We start from the raw sequence: 16,041 nt of genomic DNA on the forward strand, positions 1-16,041 counted from the left end.
GTTGTGCCACGTTCACTGAAGAAAGGTCCATTTATCGACCTTCACCTGCTGAAGAAGGTAGAGGCTGCAATTGAGAACAATGAGCGCCGTCCTATCAAGACTTGGTCTCGTCGTTCTACCGTCTTCCCGAACTTTGTCGGTTTGACGATTGCAGTACATAACGGTCGCCAGCACGTTCCAGTGTTTATCACTGAGGACATGGTCGGTCATAAACTGGGCGAGTTCGCTGCTACACGTACATACCGTGGTCACGCAGCGGATAAGAAAGCCAAGCGATAATAGGAGTTAGATGATGGAAGTTGCCGCTAAATTGAAAGGCGCCCGCATCTCCGCTCAGAAAGCCCGTCTGGTCTGCGATCAGATCCGTGGCAAGTCTGTAGGTGAAGCTCTGGATATCCTGGCGTATAGCCCAAAAAAAGGTGCGGCGCTTGTTAAGAAAGTACTGGAGTCTGCTATCGCGAATGCGGAGCATAACGAAGGTGCTGATATTGATGAGCTGCGCGTTTCAACTACTTTCGTTGACGAAGGTATGACTATGAAACGCATCAAGCCGCGTGCGAAGGGTCGCGCAGATCGTATTCTGAAGCGTTCCTGCCACATCACCGTTAAAGTGGCTGACTAAGCGACTGCTAGGAGAGTTTGTTATGGGTCAGAAAGTACATCCGACCGGTATACGACTTGGTGTCGTTAAAGACCACACTTCGGTGTGGTATGCGGACAAGTCCGAATACGCAAGCAAGCTGCTGAATGACCTCGAGGTGCGTAAGTACCTGGAGAAGCAGCTCGAAAAAGCATCTGTAAGCCGCATCGAAATCGAGCGTCCTGCACAGAATGCAAAAATCACCATTCACACTGCGCGTCCTGGCATCGTGATTGGTAAAAAAGGCGAAGATGTAGAGAAGCTGCGTAATGCTGTTTCCCAGATGATGGGCGTTCCTGTTCACATCAACATCGAAGAAGTTCGCAAGCCTGAGCTGGACGCGAAACTGGTAGCACAGAGTGTTGCTAACCAGCTTGAGCGTCGCGTAATGTTCCGTCGCGCTATGAAGCGTGCGGTACAGAACGCTATGCGTCTGGGTGCTAAAGGCATCAAGATTCAGGTTGGCGGTCGTCTGGGTGGCGCTGAGATTGCGCGCTCTGAGTGGTATCGTGAAGGCCGTGTGCCGTTGCACACACTGCGTGCTGATATCGATTACGCTACTTATGAAGCGCACACCACATACGGTGTGATCGGCGTTAAAGTCTGGATCTTCAAAGGCGAGATTCTTGGTGGCATCGAACAGGTGCGTGCTGAGAAGAAAAATGCGCCTAAGAAGAAAGGTAAGTGAGGTAGAAGTCCATGCTGCAACCTAAACGCCTTAAATACCGCAAGATGATGAAAGGCCGCAACCGCGGTCTGGCACAGCGCGGTAGTAAAGTAAGCTTCGGCGAAATCGGCCTGAAAGCTACTAGCCGTGGCCGTATCACTTCCCGTCAGATCGAGGCTGCTCGTCGTACGATGACCCGTCACGTAAAACGTGGTGGTAAGATCTGGATTCGCGTTTTCCCTGACAAGCCAATTACCTCTAAGCCTCTTGAAGTGCGTATGGGTAAAGGTAAAGGTAGTGTTGAGTACTGGGTAGCCCAGATTCAGCCAGGTAAGATGCTGTTCGAAATGAGCGGTGTACCTGATGAGTTGGCGAATGAAGCGTTCGCGCTGGCTTCCGCTAAGCTGCCTGTTTCTACAACTGTTGTTAAGCGTACGGTGATGTGATGAAAGCGAGCGAACTACGTGAGAAGTCCGTTGATGAGCTTCAGCAGGAACTGTTAGGTCTTCTGAAAGAGCAGTTCAATCTGCGCATGCAGAAAACCACCGGTCAGCTGGCACAAAATCACCTGTTGGGCCAAGTCCGCCGCGACATCGCTCGCGTTAAGACTTTACTCAACGAGAAGGCAGGTAACTAAGAATGAGCGCAGAAAAACGTACTCGTACTGTTACTGGCCGCGTTGTCAGTGACAAGATGGATAAAACCATCACAGTTATGGTAGAGCGTAAAGAGAAGCATCCGATTTACGGAAAATTCATGAAACGTTCCACCAAACTGCACGCTCACGATGAGAAAAACGAGTGTCAGCAGGGGGATCTGGTAACCATCGCGGAAACCCGTCCTCACTCCAAGTCTAAAACTTGGGCACTGGTTCGTATTGAAGAGCGCGCAGCGAAGGTGTAATATACGCACCCTCGCTCCAATTGTCGGCTCGTTGCTTCTGGCGACGAGTCTTACACAGAGTTTGTGGAGTAGACCATGATTCAAACTGAATCTATGCTTGATGTCGCTGATAACAGCGGTGCTAAGCGTGTGCAGTGTATTAAGGTCCTAGGCGGTTCTCACCGTCGTTACGCAAGCGTCGGTGACGTTATTAAAGTTACCGTCAAGGAAGCAATTCCGCGTGGCAAAGTGAAGAAAGGTCAGGTCCTGAAGGCTGTTGTGGTACGTACCCGTAAGGGTGTTCGTCGTCCAGACGGCTCAGTAATCCGCTTTGATACTAACTCAGCGGTGTTGCTGAACGCTAGCGATGCACCTATCGGTACTCGTATCTTTGGCCCAGTAACGCGTGAACTTCGTTCTGAGAAGTTCATGAAAATCGTTTCCCTGGCGCCTGAAGTGCTGTAAAGATCAAACTCCAAGTAGTTTGATTTATGTAAAAACGCTAACGCCGAGAGGCGTTGGCGTTTTTGAGCATGAGAAGGACGTAGGAAAGAGGTATTTATGCTTAAAATTAGACGTGAAGACGAAGTTATCGTCATCGCAGGAAAAGACAAAGGCAAGCGTGGCAAAGTCATGCGTGTCCTGGATAACGGTCGTGTGATCGTATCCGGTATCAACATGGTGAAGAAACACACCAAACCTAACCCAATGCTGGGTCAGGCTGGCGGCATCGTAGAAAAAGAAGCGGCTCTGGCTGTTTCTAACGTTGCTATCTTCAACCCTCAGACGGGCAAAGGCGATCGCGTTGGCTTCAAGATTCTTGAAGACGGTACTAAGACGCGCATCTTCAAGTCCTCTGGCGAAGCGATCAGCTAAGGGGAATTGTTGATATGTCTAGATTGAAAGCGCTTTATAAAGATTCTGTTCAGCAGCAGCTGAAAGAAGAGCTGTCCAGCCCGAACATCATGGCTGTGCCTCGTTTGACCAAAATCACTCTGAACATGGGTGTGGGTGAAGCATTGGGCGATAAGAAACTGCTGGATTTTGCAGTTGCTGATATGACAAAAATCGCCGGTCAGAAGCCAGTAGTTACTCTGGCTCGTAAATCTATCGCGGGCTTTAAAGTTCGTGAGGGTTGGCCGATCGGTTGTAAAGTTACCCTGCGCGGCGAGCGTATGTGGGAATTCCTGGATCGCATGGTAGATATCTCTATCCCGCGTATCCGTGACTTCCGTGGCCTGAATCCGAAATCTTTCGACGGTCGTGGTAACTACAGCATGGGTGTTAAAGAGCAGATTATCTTCCCTGAGATCGAGTACGACAAGGTTGATAAGCTGCGTGGTATGGATATTACCATCACCACGACTGCTCGTGACAATGATGAGGGTCGCGCCTTGCTGGCTGCCCTAGGCTTCCCATTTAAGAAGTGATAGGGGTATATCATGGCTAAAGAATCTATGAAGGCACGCGAAGCTAAGCGTGCAAAAACAGTTGCTCAGTTCGCTGAAAAGCGTGCTGCACTGAAAGCAATCATCCTGAGCGCTACTGCATCTGAAGATGAGCGTTGGGAAGCACAAGTTGCGCTGCAGAAATTGCCGCGTGATGCGAGCCCTTCTCGTCAACAGCGCCGCTGTCAGGTTACAGGTCGTCCACATGCGGTTTACCGCAAGTTTGGCCTGTGCCGCAACCAGTTGCGTGAAGCCGCTATGCGCGGTGACGTGCCGGGTCTGAAAAAGGCTAGCTGGTAATCAGCTAGTTTCATGGTAAGCGCGACGGACAGGGCCTGAAAGGGCTACCGGGTCGCGCTGCACAACGAGGAAGTAAAAAGCATGAGCATGCAAGATACACTCGCGGATATGTTCACTCGTATCCGTAACGGTCACATGGCTGAAAAGCAGGCCGTATCCATGCCGTCTTCCAAAATGAAGGTTTCCGTAGCTAAGGTGCTGCAGGACGAAGGTTATATCGCTGACTTCTCTTTAGAAGAAGGTGTTAAACCTGTTCTGACCTTGGAACTGAAATACTTCGAAGGTAAGGCGGTTATCGAAGAGATCAAACGCGTAAGCCGTCCTGGTCTACGTATCTATAAAGGCGCTACTGAGCTGCCTAAGGTACGTGGCGGACTGGGCGTAGCTATCGTCTCTACGAGCAAAGGTGTCATGACTGATCGCGCAGCACGTTCTGCAGGCGTCGGTGGCGAAGTAATCTGCACGGTATTCTAAGAGGATTTCCAATGTCTCGTATTGCGAAAAACCCGATTGCTGTACCGGCAGGTGTTGAGCTGAAAATCGACGGCCAGACAGTCAATGTAAAAGGTAAAAACGGTCAGCTGAGCATTGATGTTCATGCGACTGTAGAGATTCAGCAGGGCGAAGAAGGCCTGACGTTTGCGGGCCGTGACGGTTCCAAACAGTCTACCGCTCTGGCTGGTACTAGCCGCGCGCTGATCAACAACATGGTTGTTGGTGTAAACGAAGGCTTCAAGAAAACTCTGCTGCTGCAGGGTGTTGGTTACCGTGCAGCTGTAAGCGGTAACACTTTGAACCTGACGCTGGGCTTCTCTCACCCGATCGATTATGAACTGCCTGAAGGTATCAAGGCTGAAGTACAGGGTCAGACAACTGTTGTTATCAGCGGTATTGATAAGCAGACTGTCGGCCAGGTAGCGGCTGAGGTGCGTGGCTTCCGTCCACCAGAACCTTATAAAGGTAAAGGTGTTCGCTACGCTGATGAATATGTTCGCCGTAAAGAAGCGAAGAAAAAATAAGTAGGGCAGAATCATGAACGCTAAGAAACAAGCTCGTGTTCGTCGTGCGCGCCGTTCTCGCCTGAAAATGCGTGAGCTGGGTGCTGCGCGTTTGTGCGTAAACCGCACACCGCGTCACATCTACGCGCAGGTTATTACTGCTGATGGTGCTACCGTTGTTGCGGCTGCGTCCACAGTAGAAAAAGAACTGCGTGAATCCACTACCGGTAACGTCTCAGCTGCTGAAAAAGTAGGTGAGCTGATCGCATCTCGTGCGAAAGAAGCCGGTGTTACTAAAGTTGCTTTTGACCGCTCTGGTTTTAAATACCATGGCCGTGTTAAGGCACTCGCTGACGCAGCCCGTGAAGGCGGCCTGGAATTCTAAAGGGGTCGAAAATGGCAAATCACGAACAGAAAGACGGTGACCTGCAGGAAAAACTGGTTCAGGTTAACCGTGTCGCTAAAGTGGTTAAGGGTGGTCGTATCTTCGGTTTCACCGCTCTGACTGTAGTTGGCGATGGTAACGGCCGTGTAGGTTTCGGTCGTGGTAAAGCACGTGAAGTACCTGTTGCTATTCAGAAAGCAATGGATCAGGCACGTCGCAACATGGTTCAGGTTGACCTGAACGGTGACACTCTGCAGTACCCTGTGAAAGCACGTCACGGTGCTTCCAAGGTATACATGCAGCCTGCTTCCCAGGGTACTGGTGTAATTGCAGGTGGTGCAATGCGTTCCGTACTGGAACTGGCAGGTGTACATAACGTACTGGCGAAGTGCTACGGCTCTACTAATCCGGTTAACGTTGTTCGCGCGACCATCAAAGGTCTGGCAGCAATGCATTCTCCGGAAGATGTGGCAGCTAAACGTGGCAAGTCTGTAGACGATATCCTGGGGTAATCGATAATGGCTAGCACTGTAAAAGTTACACTGGTTCGTAGCCCTATCGGTATCCTGCCTAAGCACAAATTGTGCCTGAAGGGTCTGGGTCTGCGCCGTATTGGCCACACAGTTGAAGTAGAAGATACTCCATCTGTCCGTGGCATGATCAACAAAGTCAACTACATGCTGAATGTAGAAGGCGAGTAAGGGGAGTTCGTCACATGCGTCTGAACACTCTGAGCCCTGCTGAAGGCTCCAAGCACGCACCGAAACGCGTCGGTCGTGGTATTGGTTCCGGTCTGGGTAAGACTTGTGGCCGTGGTCACAAAGGTCAGAAATCCCGCTCCGGCGGTTCCGTAAGACCTGGTTTTGAAGGCGGTCAGATGCCTTTGCAGCGTCGTCTGCCAAAATTTGGTTTTACTTCCCGTAAAGCACGTTACGTAGCAGAAATTCGTCTGAACGAATTGGCTGGCGTAAATGCTGACGTTATTGATCTGGCTGCTCTGAAAGAAGCAGACATCATTAAGCAAGAGATCAAAGTTGCTAAAGTGATTCTGTCCGGCGAGATCAACAAAGCTGTCACCATTAAAGGTCTTAAAGCGACCAAAGGTGCACAGGCTGCAATCGAAGCTGCGGGCGGCAAAGTCGAGGCGTAAATGGCTAAGCAAGGACCAGTACCAGCAGGCAACCAGAGCGGACTTGGCGAGCTAAAGTCTCGTTTATTGTTCGTGATTTTGGCGATTGTTGTATACCGTATCGGTGCGCATATACCGGTACCGGGCATCAACCCAGATCGTCTTGCTGCGTTGTTTGATCAGAATCAGGGAACAATCCTGAGTCTCTTTAATATGTTCTCCGGTGGTGCGTTGGAGCGAATGAGTATCCTCGCACTGGGCATCATGCCGTACATCTCTGCATCGATTATCATGCAGCTGATGACGGTGGTAAGTCCGACACTGGAACAACTGAAGAAAGAAGGCGAATCAGGTCGTCGCAAGATTAACCAGTACACCCGTTACGGGACGGTTATTCTGGCGACTGTTCAGTCTTTTGGTATGGCCGTTGGCCTTGCTAATCAGGGTATTGCATTCACCGCGGATGCCAGCTTCTACTTTGTAGCGGTTGTGACATTGGTGTCTGGTGCGGTCTTCCTGATGTGGCTGGGCGAGCAGGTAACCGAAAGAGGTATCGGTAACGGTATCTCCATTTTGATCTTTGCCGGTATTGTGGCTGGATTGCCTGGTGCAATCGGTCAGTCCTTTGAATCAGCACGTCAGGGTGACTTGAATATTCTGGCGTTGCTGGCCATCGCTGTACTGGCGGTCGCGACTGTTGGTTTTGTAGTGTTTATGGAGCGCGGTCAACGCCGTATCACCATAAACTATGCAAAACGTCAGCAGGGGCGTCGCGTGTATGCGGCACAGTCCAGTCATTTGCCTCTGAAGGTGAATATGGCCGGGGTGATTCCGCCGATCTTTGCATCTAGCATTTTGCTGTTCCCTGCCTCTATCGGCCAATGGTTTGGTCAGTCTGAAGGTATGGAATGGCTACAGGATGTTGCGCTGGCGCTGGGACCAGGTCAGCCGTTGTATATCCTGTTATTTGCGATTGCGATCATTTTCTTCTGCTATTTCTATACGGCGATTGTTTTCAATCCTCGTGACGTAGCAGATAACCTGAAAAAATCAGGTGCCTTTATTCCGGGGATTCGTCCTGGGGAACAGTCAGCGCGTTACATTGATACCGTGCTGAGCCGACTGACGTTGTTCGGGGCCTTGTACATCACTGCTGTGTCACTTATGCCACAGGCTTTGGTAGTTGCATGGAACATCCCGTTCTACTTCGGTGGTACGTCCCTGCTGATCGTTGTTGTCGTCGTGATGGACTTCATGGCGCAGGTGCAATCGCACCTCATGTCGCATCAGTACGAATCTCTGATGAAGAAATCTAATCTCAAAGGTGGCGGCGCAGGAATGATGCGCTAAGCACGCCAAAGGAGTAGATCATGAAAGTACGTGCGTCTGTTAAGAAGATCTGCCGTAATTGCAAAATCGTTCGTCGTAACGGTTCTGTGCGTGTGATCTGTAAAGTAGAGCCGCGTCACAAGCAGCGTCAGGGTTAATTTACCCTGATAATTGAAGTGTAGGGCGTGCATCCTTGATTTAATTTTGATCAGGGTGTATTATTGCGCGCCTTCCACGAACTAACGAGTTTTCGGTTCCTAGCCTCAACGTATAAAACAGAAGGCGAAAGAACCCCAATTGGAGTAAATAGAATGGCCCGTATAGCTGGAGTCAATATCCCTGACAATAAGCATGCGGTAATTTCTTTGACTTACATTTACGGGATTGGCCGTACTACGGCGCAGAGCATCTGCGACGCTTGTGGCATTGCTACAAGTACTAAGATCGCTGACCTGACTGATGAGCAGCTGGATAATGTTCGTGGTGAAATTTCCAAGCTGACTGTCGAAGGCGACCTGCGTCGTGAAGTTTCCATGAACATCAAGCGTCTGATGGACCTTGGCTGTTTTCGTGGTCTTCGTCACCGCCGTAATCTCCCGGTACGTGGGCAGCGTAGCAAAACCAATGCACGCACTCGTAAAGGCCCACGTAAGCCGATCCGTAAGTAAGTGGTAAGCGATAGGAATTCCCAATATGGCTAAGCCAGGTAATCGCACACGCAAAAAGGTTAAAAAGCAGGTAGCTGACGGGTTCGCCCACATTCACGCCTCTTTTAACAACACGATCATTACTATTACTGATCGTCAGGGCAACGCTCTGTCATGGGCAACTGCAGGTGGCTCCGGCTTCCGTGGTTCCCGCAAGAGCACCCCGTTCGCCGCTCAGGTAGCTGCTGAGCGTGCTGGTCAGGCCGCACTTGAGTATGGCCTGAAAAACCTCGACGTATTTGTTAAGGGACCTGGTCCCGGTCGCGAATCTGCAGTACGTGCATTGAATGCATGTGGCTACAAGATCGCTAACATCACCGACGTGACGCCAATCCCTCACAATGGTTGCCGTCCGCCGAAGAAACGTCGCGTTTAATCTGGAGACAGTAAAAAAATGGCTCGTTATTTAGGACCAAAGTGCAAGCTGTCTCGCCGTGAAGGTACGGACCTGTTCTTGAAGAGCGGTGTTCGTACACTGGATAGCAAGTGTAAAGCTGAAGCTGCTCCAGGTATGCACGGTGCGCGTCGTGGTCGTCTTTCCGACTATGGCCTGCAGCTGCGCGAAAAACAAAAAGTACGTCGTATGTACGGCGTGCTGGAACGTCAGTTCCGTGGGTATTATAAAGAAGCGGCTCGTCGCAAAGGTGCAACCGGTGAAAACCTGCTGCAGCTTCTGGAAGGCCGCTTGGACAACGTTGTATACCGTATGGGTTTCGGTGCGACTCGCGCTGAAGCACGTCAGGTAGTATCACACCGTTCTATCACTGTTAACGGTCAGGTAGTCAATGTGGCTTCCTACCAAGTACAGGCTGGCGATGTGGTAGCAGTTCGTGAAAAAGCTAAGACTCAGCTGCGCATCAAAGCGGCGCTGGATCTGGCTGCTCAGCGTGCACCAGTTGAGTGGGTAGAAGTTGATTCTGCGAAGATGGAAGGTACTTTTAAAGCCGCTCCTGAACGTAGCGATCTGTCTGCTGACATCAACGAGCACCTGATCGTCGAGTTGTACTCCAAGTAATTGTTGAACTCTTTATTGGTGGAACTATGCAGCGTTCGGTAAACGAGTTTCTAAGCCCACGTCATATTGACGTACAGGAAATTAGCAAAACTCGCGCTAAAGTGACTCTTGAGCCACTAGAGCGTGGGTTTGGCCACACGCTGGGCAATGCATTACGCCGAATTCTTCTGTCTTCTATGCCGGGTTGTGCCGTATCAGAAGTGGAAATTGAAGGTGTACTGCATGAGTACAGCACTGTAGAAGGGGTTCAGGAGGATGTAATTGAAATCCTGCTGAACCTGAAAGGTGTTGCGATCTTGTTGCACAGCAACGATGACGTAACCCTGACACTGAGCAAAAGCGAAGCGGGTCCTGTTACGGCAGGCGATATCCAGTTAAATCAGGATGTTGAGATCGCTAACCCGGATCACGTAATTGCTCACCTTAATGAAGGAGCGAGCCTCAACATGCAGCTGCGTGTTGAGCGTGGTCGTGGCTATGTGCCTGCCGATGCTCGTACTTCTGAGGAAGATGAAACTCGCGCCATTGGTCGCTTGCAGTTGGATGCTACTTACAGCCCGGTACGTCGTGTCTCTTACGTGGTAGAAAGTGCCCGTGTAGAACAGCGTACCGATCTGGACAAACTGGTAATCGATATTGAGTCTAACGGCACAATTGATCCAGAAGAGTGCATCCGTCGCGCGGCGACAATCCTTCAGCAGCAGCTAGCTGTATTTGTTGATCTGGAGGATGGAGCTGATCAGGCTAAGGAAGAACCGGAAGAACCAGAGATCGATCCGATCCTGTTACGCCCGGTAGACGACCTGGAACTGACTGTACGTTCTGCTAACTGCCTCAAGGCAGAGCAGATCTACTACATCGGTGACCTGATTCAGCGTACCGAGGTTGAGCTGCTGAAGACCCCGAACTTGGGTAAGAAGTCGCTGACTGAGATCAAGGACGTGCTGGCCTCTAAAGGTCTGTCCCTTGGTATGCGTCTAGAGAACTGGCCACCGGCTAGTTTGAAAAATGACGACAAAGTCGCGTCTTGATACAGCGATTCGAACTGACTAGTTTGGTAAGGATTTAATCATGCGTCATCGTAAAACTGGTCGTAAATTCAGCCGTACCAGTGCGCACCGCAAAGCGATGTTCAAAAACATGGCAGTGTCCCTGTTTGAGCATGAGTTGATTAGAACAACTCTGCCTAAAGCTAAGGAACTGCGTCGCTATGCCGAGCCACTGATTACACTGGCTAAAAACGACACCGTAGCAAACCGCCGTCTGGCATTTGCACGTACCAACAACAAAGTAGCTGTTGGTAAACTGTTCAACGATCTGGGCCCGCGTTACGCGCAGCGTCCAGGTGGCTACATTCGTATTCTGAAATGTGGCTTCCGCCCTGGCGATAATGCGCCAATGGCTTACGTTGAACTGGTAGACCGTCCGGTAGCAACTGAAGCAGTCGAAGAGACTTCTGAAGATTAATTGCTAATACCGTCAAAAAACCCGGCTTATGCCGGGTTTTTTATTGCCTGAAATTTGCCGTTGATGGGCTTCTGTCTTGCTAAAGCGCGAAGGACGATCCCACATTTCAGACATAAAAAAGGAGAGCTGCGCTCTCCTTTAGTGTTTTTGGAATAGGTTATCCGAGCATTGGCTTTAGGAAGCGACCGGTATGAGAATGCCCGCATTCGGCCACCTCTTCAGGTGTACCTGTTGCGATAATTTCGCCCCCGTTGATACCTCCTTCCGGTCCCAGATCTACAATCCAGTCTGCGGTTTTGATGACGTCGAGGTTGTGCTCGATAACCACAATGGTATTGCCGTGGTCACGCAGGCGGTTGAGCACGGTCAGCAGCTGCTGAATGTCGTAGAAGTGTAAGCCTGTGGTGGGCTCGTCGAGAATATACAGTGTCTTGCCGGTATCTCTCTTAGACAGTTCTTTCGCCAGTTTCACGCGCTGCGCTTCACCGCCTGACAGGGTGGTCGCGGCCTGACCGAGTCGGATGTAGCTCAAACCCACATCCATCAGTGTTTGTAAGCGGCGCGCAAGCGCAGGAATCGCATCAAAAAATTCGCGCCCGTCCTCGATTGTCATCTGCAGGACTTCGTCGATGCTCTTGCCCTTGTATTTAATCTCCAGTGTCTCACGGTTATAGCGTTTGCCTTTACAGACGTCGCAAGGCACATAGACATCGGGTAAGAAGTGCATCTCTACCTTAATGACCCCATCGCCCTGACACGCTTCACAGCGACCCCCTTTAACGTTAAAGCTGAAGCGGCCCGGCTTGTAGCCTCGGGAGCGGGCTTCCTGGGTGCCAGCAAAGAGTTCACGTACGGGCGTGAAGATGCCGGTGTAGGTTGCCGGGTTGGAGCGTGGAGTACGGCCAATAGGGCTTTGATCAATATCGATGACTTTGTCGAAGTGTTTCATGCCTGCAACGCTGTCATGTGCGGAGGCATCCAGAGTCGTCGCATGGTTCAGTTCGGTCGCGGCTATCGGGTATAGGGTTGAGTTGATCAGGGTGGATTTGCCGGACCCAGACACGCCAGTGATACAGGTGAAGAGCCCAACCGGCACTTCAAGGGTGACGTTTTTCAGGTTGTTCCCGGTGGCTCCGGCCAATGTCAGCATCTTCTCCGGATCAACCGGATGACGTTGTGCAGGCACTTCAATTTTACGGGCGCCCGACAGATACTGTCCGGTGAGAGAGTGCTCGCACTCCATCACATCCTGAGCTTTACCGTGTGCAACAATTTCACCACCGTGTACGCCTGCGCCGGGACCGATATCGACCAGATAATCAGCCATTCTGATAGCGTCTTCATCGTGTTCAACAACAATGACGGTATTACCGAGGTCGCGCAGGTGTTCCAGCGTCCCAAGAAGCCGTTCATTGTCACGTTGATGAAGACCTATCGAAGGTTCATCGAGGATATACATGACCCCGACCAGCCCCGCACCAATCTGGCTGGCAAGACGGATACGCTGAGCCTCGCCGCCGGAGAGTGTTTCTGCGTTACGTTCCAGTGATAGGTAATCCAGACCCACATTAACCAAGAAACTGAGGCGTTGGCGGATCTCTTTGAGGATTTTTTCCGCAATTTCGCCTTGTTTGCCTTCGAGTTTTAGCTGCTCGAAGTACTGGTAACAGTTGCCAATCGGAAGCTGTACAATTTTTGGCAGGGTTTCGCCATCAATAAAGACGTGGCGTGCATCGCGGCGTAAGCGGCTGCCTTCACAAGAAGGGCATGGCTGGATATTCAGGTATTTAGAGAGATCTTCGCGAACCATCTCTGACTCAGTCTCGCGATAACGGCGGTCGAGATTGTTCAGCACACCTTCAAACGGGTGTGACTTGCTGATCATGTCGCCACGGTCATTAAGGTATCGGAACGGAACGCTTTCCTTGCCACTGCCCTGGAGGATGATCTGCTGGTGTTTCTTAGAGAGATTACAGAATGCAGTATCCAGATCGAAACCGAAGTGTTCCGCCACGGCCTTAAGCTGCTGGAAGTAATACAGGCTGCGACGGTCCCAACCGCGGATGGCCCCCTCTGATAAGGTCAGGCTGTTATCGTGAACGACCTTGTTCGGATCAAAAAACTGTTTGACCCCTAAGCCGTCACACGAAGAACAAGCGCCGTGTGGATTGTTGAACGAGAACATACGGGGTTCAAGTTCCTGGATGCTGTGACCACAGTGTGGGCAGGCAAAGCGAGCAGAGAAGATCAGATCGTCTGCATCACCATCCATCCAGGCCACTTTAGCGATACCATCCGTTAGGTTGAGTGCGGTCTCAAAGGACTCGGCCAAACGTATCTGCAGGTCATCGCGTACTTTAAAGCGATCAACGACGGCTTCGATGTTGTGTTTTTTGTTCTTATCCAGCTCAGGTGCGCTGTCCAGGTCGACGACGATACCGTTGATCCGTGCACGCACAAAACCGCTGGTACGCAATTCACTCAAAGTGTGTAAATGCTCACCTTTGCGACCTTGAACCACTGGCGCAAGCAGCATCAGCTTGCTTCCCTCAGGCAGTTCTAACACCTGGTCCACCATCTGACTGACGGTTTGTGCGGCGAGTGGAAGGTCATGATCGGGACAGCGGGGCTCACCCGCTCGGGCGAACAACAGGCGCAGGTAATCGTAGATCTCCGTGATCGTGCCAACGGTAGAACGCGGGTTGTGCGATGTGGACTTTTGCTCAATGGAAATAGCAGGGGAAAGACCTTCGATATGGTCCACGTCCGGCTTTTCCATCATCGACAGGAACTGGCGGGCATAGGTGGAAAGGGATTCCACATAACGACGCTGACCTTCGGCATAGAGCGTATCAAACGCCAACGATGACTTACCCGAACCGGACAGGCCGGTAATGACAATCAACTGATCGCGAGGGATCTCCAGATCGATGTTCTTGAGGTTGTGGGTACGTGCACCGCGAACCAGTATCTTGTCCATGTTCTCTCCGCAAGGAACAAACAAAAGAGCAAATTATAAAGACTTAACGGCGGGTAATAAATGTACGTTGTGTTTTGAAGGTCATAAGGCGAGATAATGGATGAAAAATTTATGAGTAAATCCCCCGTGCCTTCATCTCATGCTGTGGTATTCTACACCCATAGTGAACACCCCTTTTCAGGGTGGTCAGGGACGACGTTAAGCAACGAATTTTAACTGGAGATTTTCATGGCTCGTGGCGTTAACAAAGTAATTCTTGTGGGTAATCTGGGTGGCGATCCTGAGGTTCGTTACATGCCCTCTGGCGGTGCAGTAACTAACGTTACTATTGCGACCAGCGAAAGCTGGAAAGACAAGCAGAGCGGTCAGCAGCAGGAACGTACTGAGTGGCACCGTGTAGTCTTCTTCAATCGTCTTGCTGAGATCGCAGGTGAGTATCTGCGTAAAGGTTCTCAGATCTATATTGAAGGCTCCCTGCGCACACGTAAGTGGCAGGACAACAATGGTCAGGATAAATACACGACCGAGATCGTTGCCAGCGAAATGCAGATGCTGGGCGGCCGTGGTGGTGATGGCGGTGGTTTCCAACAGCAGGGTCAGGGCGGCGGTGGCTATCAACAGCAGCAGCCACAGCAGTCTCAGCAGCAGGGTTACCAGCAGCAGGCGCCACAGCAGAACTACCAGCAACAGCAGCCACAGCAGAATTATCAGCAGCAGGCGCCTCAGCAAGCGGCTCCTCAGTCTCAGCCGGCGCCTCAGCAGCCAGCACAAGGCTTCGACGATTTCGACGACGATATCCCGTTCTAAATCGCCGTTTGTTACGATTTAAAAAGGCTCCGCATTGCGCGGGGCCTTTTTTGTATGCGTCGATCTGTAAACGCATCGCGTTGAAGCGGTTCTGTGTCTGATCCAGCGAATGGATGCCTGTGTGAAAGGAAGAGCGTCACTACGGCATTGCCTGTAAGGGGCTATTTGGGTAGTACGCTGTCCACCGACACCACTTCACCACAGCGGTCCGGCGTATAGCCGGGCAGCTGCATTACAGCTTGCTGGAACAACGGGCTGCGAATGTTCTGAAGCAGTCGCTCCATGGCGGCTTGCTCCAAATTACGATGATGGCAGACCAATAGATAGTATTCGTCTTCCAGCGGAATAAAGCCTAAGCCAAATTGCCGTGCAGCGGCTTCCACCCCCATGCCTACATCGGCCATCCCCGATGCGACGTAGGCCGCCACCGCAGAGTGGGTGAACTCCTCATTTTCAAACCCCGTGATATGCTGGCTGTCGATATCTTGCTGATACAGCATCTCGTCCAGTAGTACACGTGTACCAGAGTCTTTCTGGCGATTGATAAAGCGTACTTCCGGTTTGATCAGATCCTGCAGGCCATGGATCTCATGGGGGTTGTCCGCTTTGATGATCAGCCCCTGACGGCGGGTAATAAAGCGGATCACTTTATGCACACGGGGTTTCAAATATCGGCTGTAGCTTTCAATTAATTGGGGGCTGATCACACTGGTAGGTAGGTGGAACCCCGCAACTTCGCAGTTGCCCCTGCTAAGCGATGCCAGCGCTTCCTCGGCACTTTTATATTGCAGATCCAGTTGGATGCCGTCGGCATAATCCGGTAATAACGCCACTGCGTAACCGTGGCTGGCGTGCACCCGTAAGAGCGGGCTGACTCCTTCCAGTGCCCGGTGTATCTCCATATTCAGATCCGATGTCAGGCTTTCCAGTTGCGGCTCCAGACGGGCGACCACGCGTTGCTCAGCCCAGATCAGTTTCTCACCCAGTGCAGTCAGATGGGCACCCCGGCCCTTTTGTAATTCAACCAAAGGGACACCAAAAAATGCCGCCCAGGTGTTGAGCAGGTTCCAGCCGTGACGGTAGGAGATGCCCGCTTTTTTAGTTGCCGCAGTGAGCTTGCCTTCTTCGTGAATCGCTCGTAGCAGGGAAAATAACTGGGGATTCAACTGGTTACCGCTGCTATCACGGAAAGACCAGGTCGGTACAACTTGTATTCTCTTCATATGAACAACATTTCATATTTTTAATTATTAGCGTCAATGCTACTTTAAAATCATAAAACAGACA

The 16,041-nt window shown here is 51.1% G+C and carries 26 protein-coding genes; 24 read left to right on the plus strand and 2 right to left on the minus strand.

Going from position 1 to position 16,041, the window contains the following annotated elements; genetic code table 11:
* Window positions 1–3: 3 nt before the first annotated feature.
* The 23 genes from rpsS to rplQ all read left to right on the plus strand — a co-directional run bounded on the left by rpsS (window position 4) and on the right by rplQ (window position 10,967).
* Complete coding sequence (gene rpsS, locus IOQ59_RS06675; protein ID WP_193952497.1) at window positions 4–279, plus strand: 30S ribosomal protein S19; 276 nt, start codon at window positions 4–6, stop codon at window positions 277–279.
* A 13-nt stretch (window positions 280–292) separates the two neighbouring features.
* A complete protein-coding gene (rplV, locus tag IOQ59_RS06680; RefSeq protein ID WP_193952604.1) occupies window positions 293–622 on the plus strand; it encodes a 50S ribosomal protein L22 in 330 nt (109 codons plus the stop codon).
* 22 nt (window positions 623–644) lie between these two features.
* On the plus strand, window positions 645–1,328 hold the full coding sequence (gene rpsC, locus IOQ59_RS06685; RefSeq protein ID WP_193952498.1) for a 30S ribosomal protein S3: 684 nt from the start codon (window positions 645–647) through the stop codon (window positions 1,326–1,328).
* Window positions 1,329–1,339: 11 nt separating this feature from the next.
* Window positions 1,340–1,753 carry a 50S ribosomal protein L16 gene (gene rplP, locus IOQ59_RS06690; protein WP_193952499.1) on the plus strand — a complete coding sequence of 138 codons (414 nt, stop codon included), beginning with the start codon at window positions 1,340–1,342 and terminating at the stop codon, window positions 1,751–1,753.
* Window positions 1,753–1,944, plus strand: coding sequence for a 50S ribosomal protein L29 (rpmC, locus tag IOQ59_RS06695; RefSeq protein ID WP_193952500.1), 192 nt, complete (start codon window positions 1,753–1,755; stop codon window positions 1,942–1,944). The genes rplP and rpmC overlap by 1 nt, the downstream gene beginning before the upstream one ends.
* Window positions 1,945–1,946: 2 nt before the next feature.
* Window positions 1,947–2,210, plus strand: coding sequence for a 30S ribosomal protein S17 (rpsQ, locus tag IOQ59_RS06700; protein ID WP_193952501.1), 264 nt, complete (start codon window positions 1,947–1,949; stop codon window positions 2,208–2,210).
* Between the two features lie 75 nt (window positions 2,211–2,285).
* Window positions 2,286–2,654, plus strand: a complete 369-nt coding sequence (rplN, locus tag IOQ59_RS06705) for a 50S ribosomal protein L14 (RefSeq protein WP_193952502.1) — start codon at window positions 2,286–2,288, stop codon at window positions 2,652–2,654.
* A gap of 96 nt (window positions 2,655–2,750) precedes the next feature.
* On the plus strand, window positions 2,751–3,065 hold the full coding sequence (rplX, locus tag IOQ59_RS06710) for a 50S ribosomal protein L24 (RefSeq protein WP_193952503.1): 315 nt from the start codon (window positions 2,751–2,753) through the stop codon (window positions 3,063–3,065).
* A 14-nt stretch (window positions 3,066–3,079) separates the two neighbouring features.
* Complete coding sequence (rplE, locus tag IOQ59_RS06715; RefSeq protein WP_193952504.1) at window positions 3,080–3,619, plus strand: 50S ribosomal protein L5; 540 nt, start codon at window positions 3,080–3,082, stop codon at window positions 3,617–3,619.
* A 12-nt stretch (window positions 3,620–3,631) separates the two neighbouring features.
* Window positions 3,632–3,937 (plus strand): 30S ribosomal protein S14, encoded by a 306-nt coding sequence (rpsN, locus tag IOQ59_RS06720; protein ID WP_193952505.1) that lies wholly within the window; start codon window positions 3,632–3,634, stop codon window positions 3,935–3,937.
* Between the two features lie 81 nt (window positions 3,938–4,018).
* Window positions 4,019–4,411, plus strand: coding sequence for a 30S ribosomal protein S8 (rpsH, locus tag IOQ59_RS06725; RefSeq protein ID WP_193952506.1), 393 nt, complete (start codon window positions 4,019–4,021; stop codon window positions 4,409–4,411).
* An 11-nt stretch (window positions 4,412–4,422) separates the two neighbouring features.
* Window positions 4,423–4,956, plus strand: coding sequence for a 50S ribosomal protein L6 (gene rplF / locus IOQ59_RS06730; protein WP_193952507.1), 534 nt, complete (start codon window positions 4,423–4,425; stop codon window positions 4,954–4,956).
* A gap of 13 nt (window positions 4,957–4,969) precedes the next feature.
* The gene (gene rplR, locus IOQ59_RS06735; RefSeq protein ID WP_193952508.1) at window positions 4,970–5,320 is read left to right on the plus strand and encodes a 50S ribosomal protein L18; all 351 of its coding nucleotides are present in this window, start codon (window positions 4,970–4,972) and stop codon (window positions 5,318–5,320) included.
* Between the two features lie 11 nt (window positions 5,321–5,331).
* Complete coding sequence (rpsE, locus tag IOQ59_RS06740; protein WP_193952509.1) at window positions 5,332–5,832, plus strand: 30S ribosomal protein S5; 501 nt, start codon at window positions 5,332–5,334, stop codon at window positions 5,830–5,832.
* Window positions 5,833–5,838: 6 nt separating this feature from the next.
* A complete protein-coding gene (gene rpmD, locus IOQ59_RS06745; RefSeq protein WP_193952510.1) occupies window positions 5,839–6,021 on the plus strand; it encodes a 50S ribosomal protein L30 in 183 nt (60 codons plus the stop codon).
* Between the two features lie 14 nt (window positions 6,022–6,035).
* Window positions 6,036–6,470, plus strand: coding sequence for a 50S ribosomal protein L15 (gene rplO / locus IOQ59_RS06750; protein ID WP_193952511.1), 435 nt, complete (start codon window positions 6,036–6,038; stop codon window positions 6,468–6,470).
* A complete protein-coding gene (secY, locus tag IOQ59_RS06755; RefSeq protein ID WP_193952512.1) occupies window positions 6,471–7,799 on the plus strand; it encodes a preprotein translocase subunit SecY in 1,329 nt (442 codons plus the stop codon).
* A gap of 20 nt (window positions 7,800–7,819) precedes the next feature.
* Window positions 7,820–7,936: a 50S ribosomal protein L36 gene (rpmJ, locus tag IOQ59_RS06760; protein ID WP_007021200.1), complete on the plus strand. Its 117-nt coding sequence runs from the start codon at window positions 7,820–7,822 to the stop codon at window positions 7,934–7,936.
* A 153-nt stretch (window positions 7,937–8,089) separates the two neighbouring features.
* Window positions 8,090–8,446, plus strand: coding sequence for a 30S ribosomal protein S13 (rpsM, locus tag IOQ59_RS06765; RefSeq protein ID WP_193952513.1), 357 nt, complete (start codon window positions 8,090–8,092; stop codon window positions 8,444–8,446).
* A gap of 25 nt (window positions 8,447–8,471) precedes the next feature.
* Window positions 8,472–8,861, plus strand: coding sequence for a 30S ribosomal protein S11 (rpsK, locus tag IOQ59_RS06770; protein ID WP_193952514.1), 390 nt, complete (start codon window positions 8,472–8,474; stop codon window positions 8,859–8,861).
* Between the two features lie 18 nt (window positions 8,862–8,879).
* Window positions 8,880–9,500, plus strand: coding sequence for a 30S ribosomal protein S4 (gene rpsD, locus IOQ59_RS06775; RefSeq protein WP_193952515.1), 621 nt, complete (start codon window positions 8,880–8,882; stop codon window positions 9,498–9,500).
* A gap of 26 nt (window positions 9,501–9,526) precedes the next feature.
* Window positions 9,527–10,531 carry a DNA-directed RNA polymerase subunit alpha gene (locus IOQ59_RS06780; protein WP_193952516.1) on the plus strand — a complete coding sequence of 335 codons (1,005 nt, stop codon included), beginning with the start codon at window positions 9,527–9,529 and terminating at the stop codon, window positions 10,529–10,531.
* A gap of 40 nt (window positions 10,532–10,571) precedes the next feature.
* Window positions 10,572–10,967 carry a 50S ribosomal protein L17 gene (gene rplQ, locus IOQ59_RS06785; protein WP_193952517.1) on the plus strand — a complete coding sequence of 132 codons (396 nt, stop codon included), beginning with the start codon at window positions 10,572–10,574 and terminating at the stop codon, window positions 10,965–10,967.
* A 157-nt stretch (window positions 10,968–11,124) separates the two neighbouring features.
* On the opposite strand, the gene uvrA is transcribed toward rplQ, so the two are convergent.
* Window positions 11,125–13,947 (minus strand): excinuclease ABC subunit UvrA, encoded by a 2,823-nt coding sequence (gene uvrA, locus IOQ59_RS06790; RefSeq protein ID WP_193952518.1) that lies wholly within the window; start codon window positions 13,945–13,947, stop codon window positions 11,125–11,127.
* A 228-nt stretch (window positions 13,948–14,175) separates the two neighbouring features.
* On the opposite strand from uvrA, the gene ssb reads away from it, so the two are divergent.
* A complete protein-coding gene (ssb, locus tag IOQ59_RS06795) occupies window positions 14,176–14,754 on the plus strand; it encodes a single-stranded DNA-binding protein (protein WP_193952519.1) in 579 nt (192 codons plus the stop codon).
* Between the two features lie 161 nt (window positions 14,755–14,915).
* Here the strand turns inward: ssb and IOQ59_RS06800 are convergent, their stop codons facing one another.
* Window positions 14,916–15,977, minus strand: coding sequence for a substrate-binding domain-containing protein (locus tag IOQ59_RS06800; RefSeq protein ID WP_193952520.1), 1,062 nt, complete (start codon window positions 15,975–15,977; stop codon window positions 14,916–14,918).
* Window positions 15,978–16,041 lie beyond the last annotated feature (64 nt).

The organism is Pontibacterium sinense (assembly GCF_015209595.1).
GTDB lineage: Bacteria > Pseudomonadota > Gammaproteobacteria > Pseudomonadales > Balneatricaceae > Pontibacterium > Pontibacterium sinense.

What these genes read in the sequence shown, in the direction of transcription:
- rplV (WP_193952604.1), top strand. Translation starts at nt 293, where the DNA reads ATGGAAGTTGCCGCTAAATTGAAAGGCGCCCGCATCTCCGCTCAGAAA.
- rpsC (WP_193952498.1), top strand. Translation starts at nt 645, where the DNA reads ATGGGTCAGAAAGTACATCCGACCGGTATACGACTTGGTGTCGTTAAA.
- rplP (WP_193952499.1), top strand. Translation starts at nt 1,340, where the DNA reads ATGCTGCAACCTAAACGCCTTAAATACCGCAAGATGATGAAAGGCCGC.
- rpmC (WP_193952500.1), top strand. Translation starts at nt 1,753, where the DNA reads ATGAAAGCGAGCGAACTACGTGAGAAGTCCGTTGATGAGCTTCAGCAG.
- rpsQ (WP_193952501.1), top strand. Translation starts at nt 1,947, where the DNA reads ATGAGCGCAGAAAAACGTACTCGTACTGTTACTGGCCGCGTTGTCAGT.
- rplN (WP_193952502.1), top strand. Translation starts at nt 2,286, where the DNA reads ATGATTCAAACTGAATCTATGCTTGATGTCGCTGATAACAGCGGTGCT.
- rplX (WP_193952503.1), top strand. Translation starts at nt 2,751, where the DNA reads ATGCTTAAAATTAGACGTGAAGACGAAGTTATCGTCATCGCAGGAAAA.
- rplE (WP_193952504.1), top strand. Translation starts at nt 3,080, where the DNA reads ATGTCTAGATTGAAAGCGCTTTATAAAGATTCTGTTCAGCAGCAGCTG.
- rpsN (WP_193952505.1), top strand. Translation starts at nt 3,632, where the DNA reads ATGGCTAAAGAATCTATGAAGGCACGCGAAGCTAAGCGTGCAAAAACA.
- rpsH (WP_193952506.1), top strand. Translation starts at nt 4,019, where the DNA reads ATGAGCATGCAAGATACACTCGCGGATATGTTCACTCGTATCCGTAAC.
- rplF (WP_193952507.1), top strand. Translation starts at nt 4,423, where the DNA reads ATGTCTCGTATTGCGAAAAACCCGATTGCTGTACCGGCAGGTGTTGAG.
- rplR (WP_193952508.1), top strand. Translation starts at nt 4,970, where the DNA reads ATGAACGCTAAGAAACAAGCTCGTGTTCGTCGTGCGCGCCGTTCTCGC.
- rpsE (WP_193952509.1), top strand. Translation starts at nt 5,332, where the DNA reads ATGGCAAATCACGAACAGAAAGACGGTGACCTGCAGGAAAAACTGGTT.
- rpmD (WP_193952510.1), top strand. Translation starts at nt 5,839, where the DNA reads ATGGCTAGCACTGTAAAAGTTACACTGGTTCGTAGCCCTATCGGTATC.
- rplO (WP_193952511.1), top strand. Translation starts at nt 6,036, where the DNA reads ATGCGTCTGAACACTCTGAGCCCTGCTGAAGGCTCCAAGCACGCACCG.
- secY (WP_193952512.1), top strand. Translation starts at nt 6,471, where the DNA reads ATGGCTAAGCAAGGACCAGTACCAGCAGGCAACCAGAGCGGACTTGGC.
- rpmJ (WP_007021200.1), top strand. Translation starts at nt 7,820, where the DNA reads ATGAAAGTACGTGCGTCTGTTAAGAAGATCTGCCGTAATTGCAAAATC.
- rpsM (WP_193952513.1), top strand. Translation starts at nt 8,090, where the DNA reads ATGGCCCGTATAGCTGGAGTCAATATCCCTGACAATAAGCATGCGGTA.
- rpsK (WP_193952514.1), top strand. Translation starts at nt 8,472, where the DNA reads ATGGCTAAGCCAGGTAATCGCACACGCAAAAAGGTTAAAAAGCAGGTA.
- rpsD (WP_193952515.1), top strand. Translation starts at nt 8,880, where the DNA reads ATGGCTCGTTATTTAGGACCAAAGTGCAAGCTGTCTCGCCGTGAAGGT.
- IOQ59_RS06780 (WP_193952516.1), top strand. Translation starts at nt 9,527, where the DNA reads ATGCAGCGTTCGGTAAACGAGTTTCTAAGCCCACGTCATATTGACGTA.
- rplQ (WP_193952517.1), top strand. Translation starts at nt 10,572, where the DNA reads ATGCGTCATCGTAAAACTGGTCGTAAATTCAGCCGTACCAGTGCGCAC.
- uvrA (WP_193952518.1), bottom strand. Translation starts at nt 13,947, where the DNA reads ATGGACAAGATACTGGTTCGCGGTGCACGTACCCACAACCTCAAGAAC.
- ssb (WP_193952519.1), top strand. Translation starts at nt 14,176, where the DNA reads ATGGCTCGTGGCGTTAACAAAGTAATTCTTGTGGGTAATCTGGGTGGC.
- IOQ59_RS06800 (WP_193952520.1), bottom strand. Translation starts at nt 15,977, where the DNA reads ATGAAGAGAATACAAGTTGTACCGACCTGGTCTTTCCGTGATAGCAGC.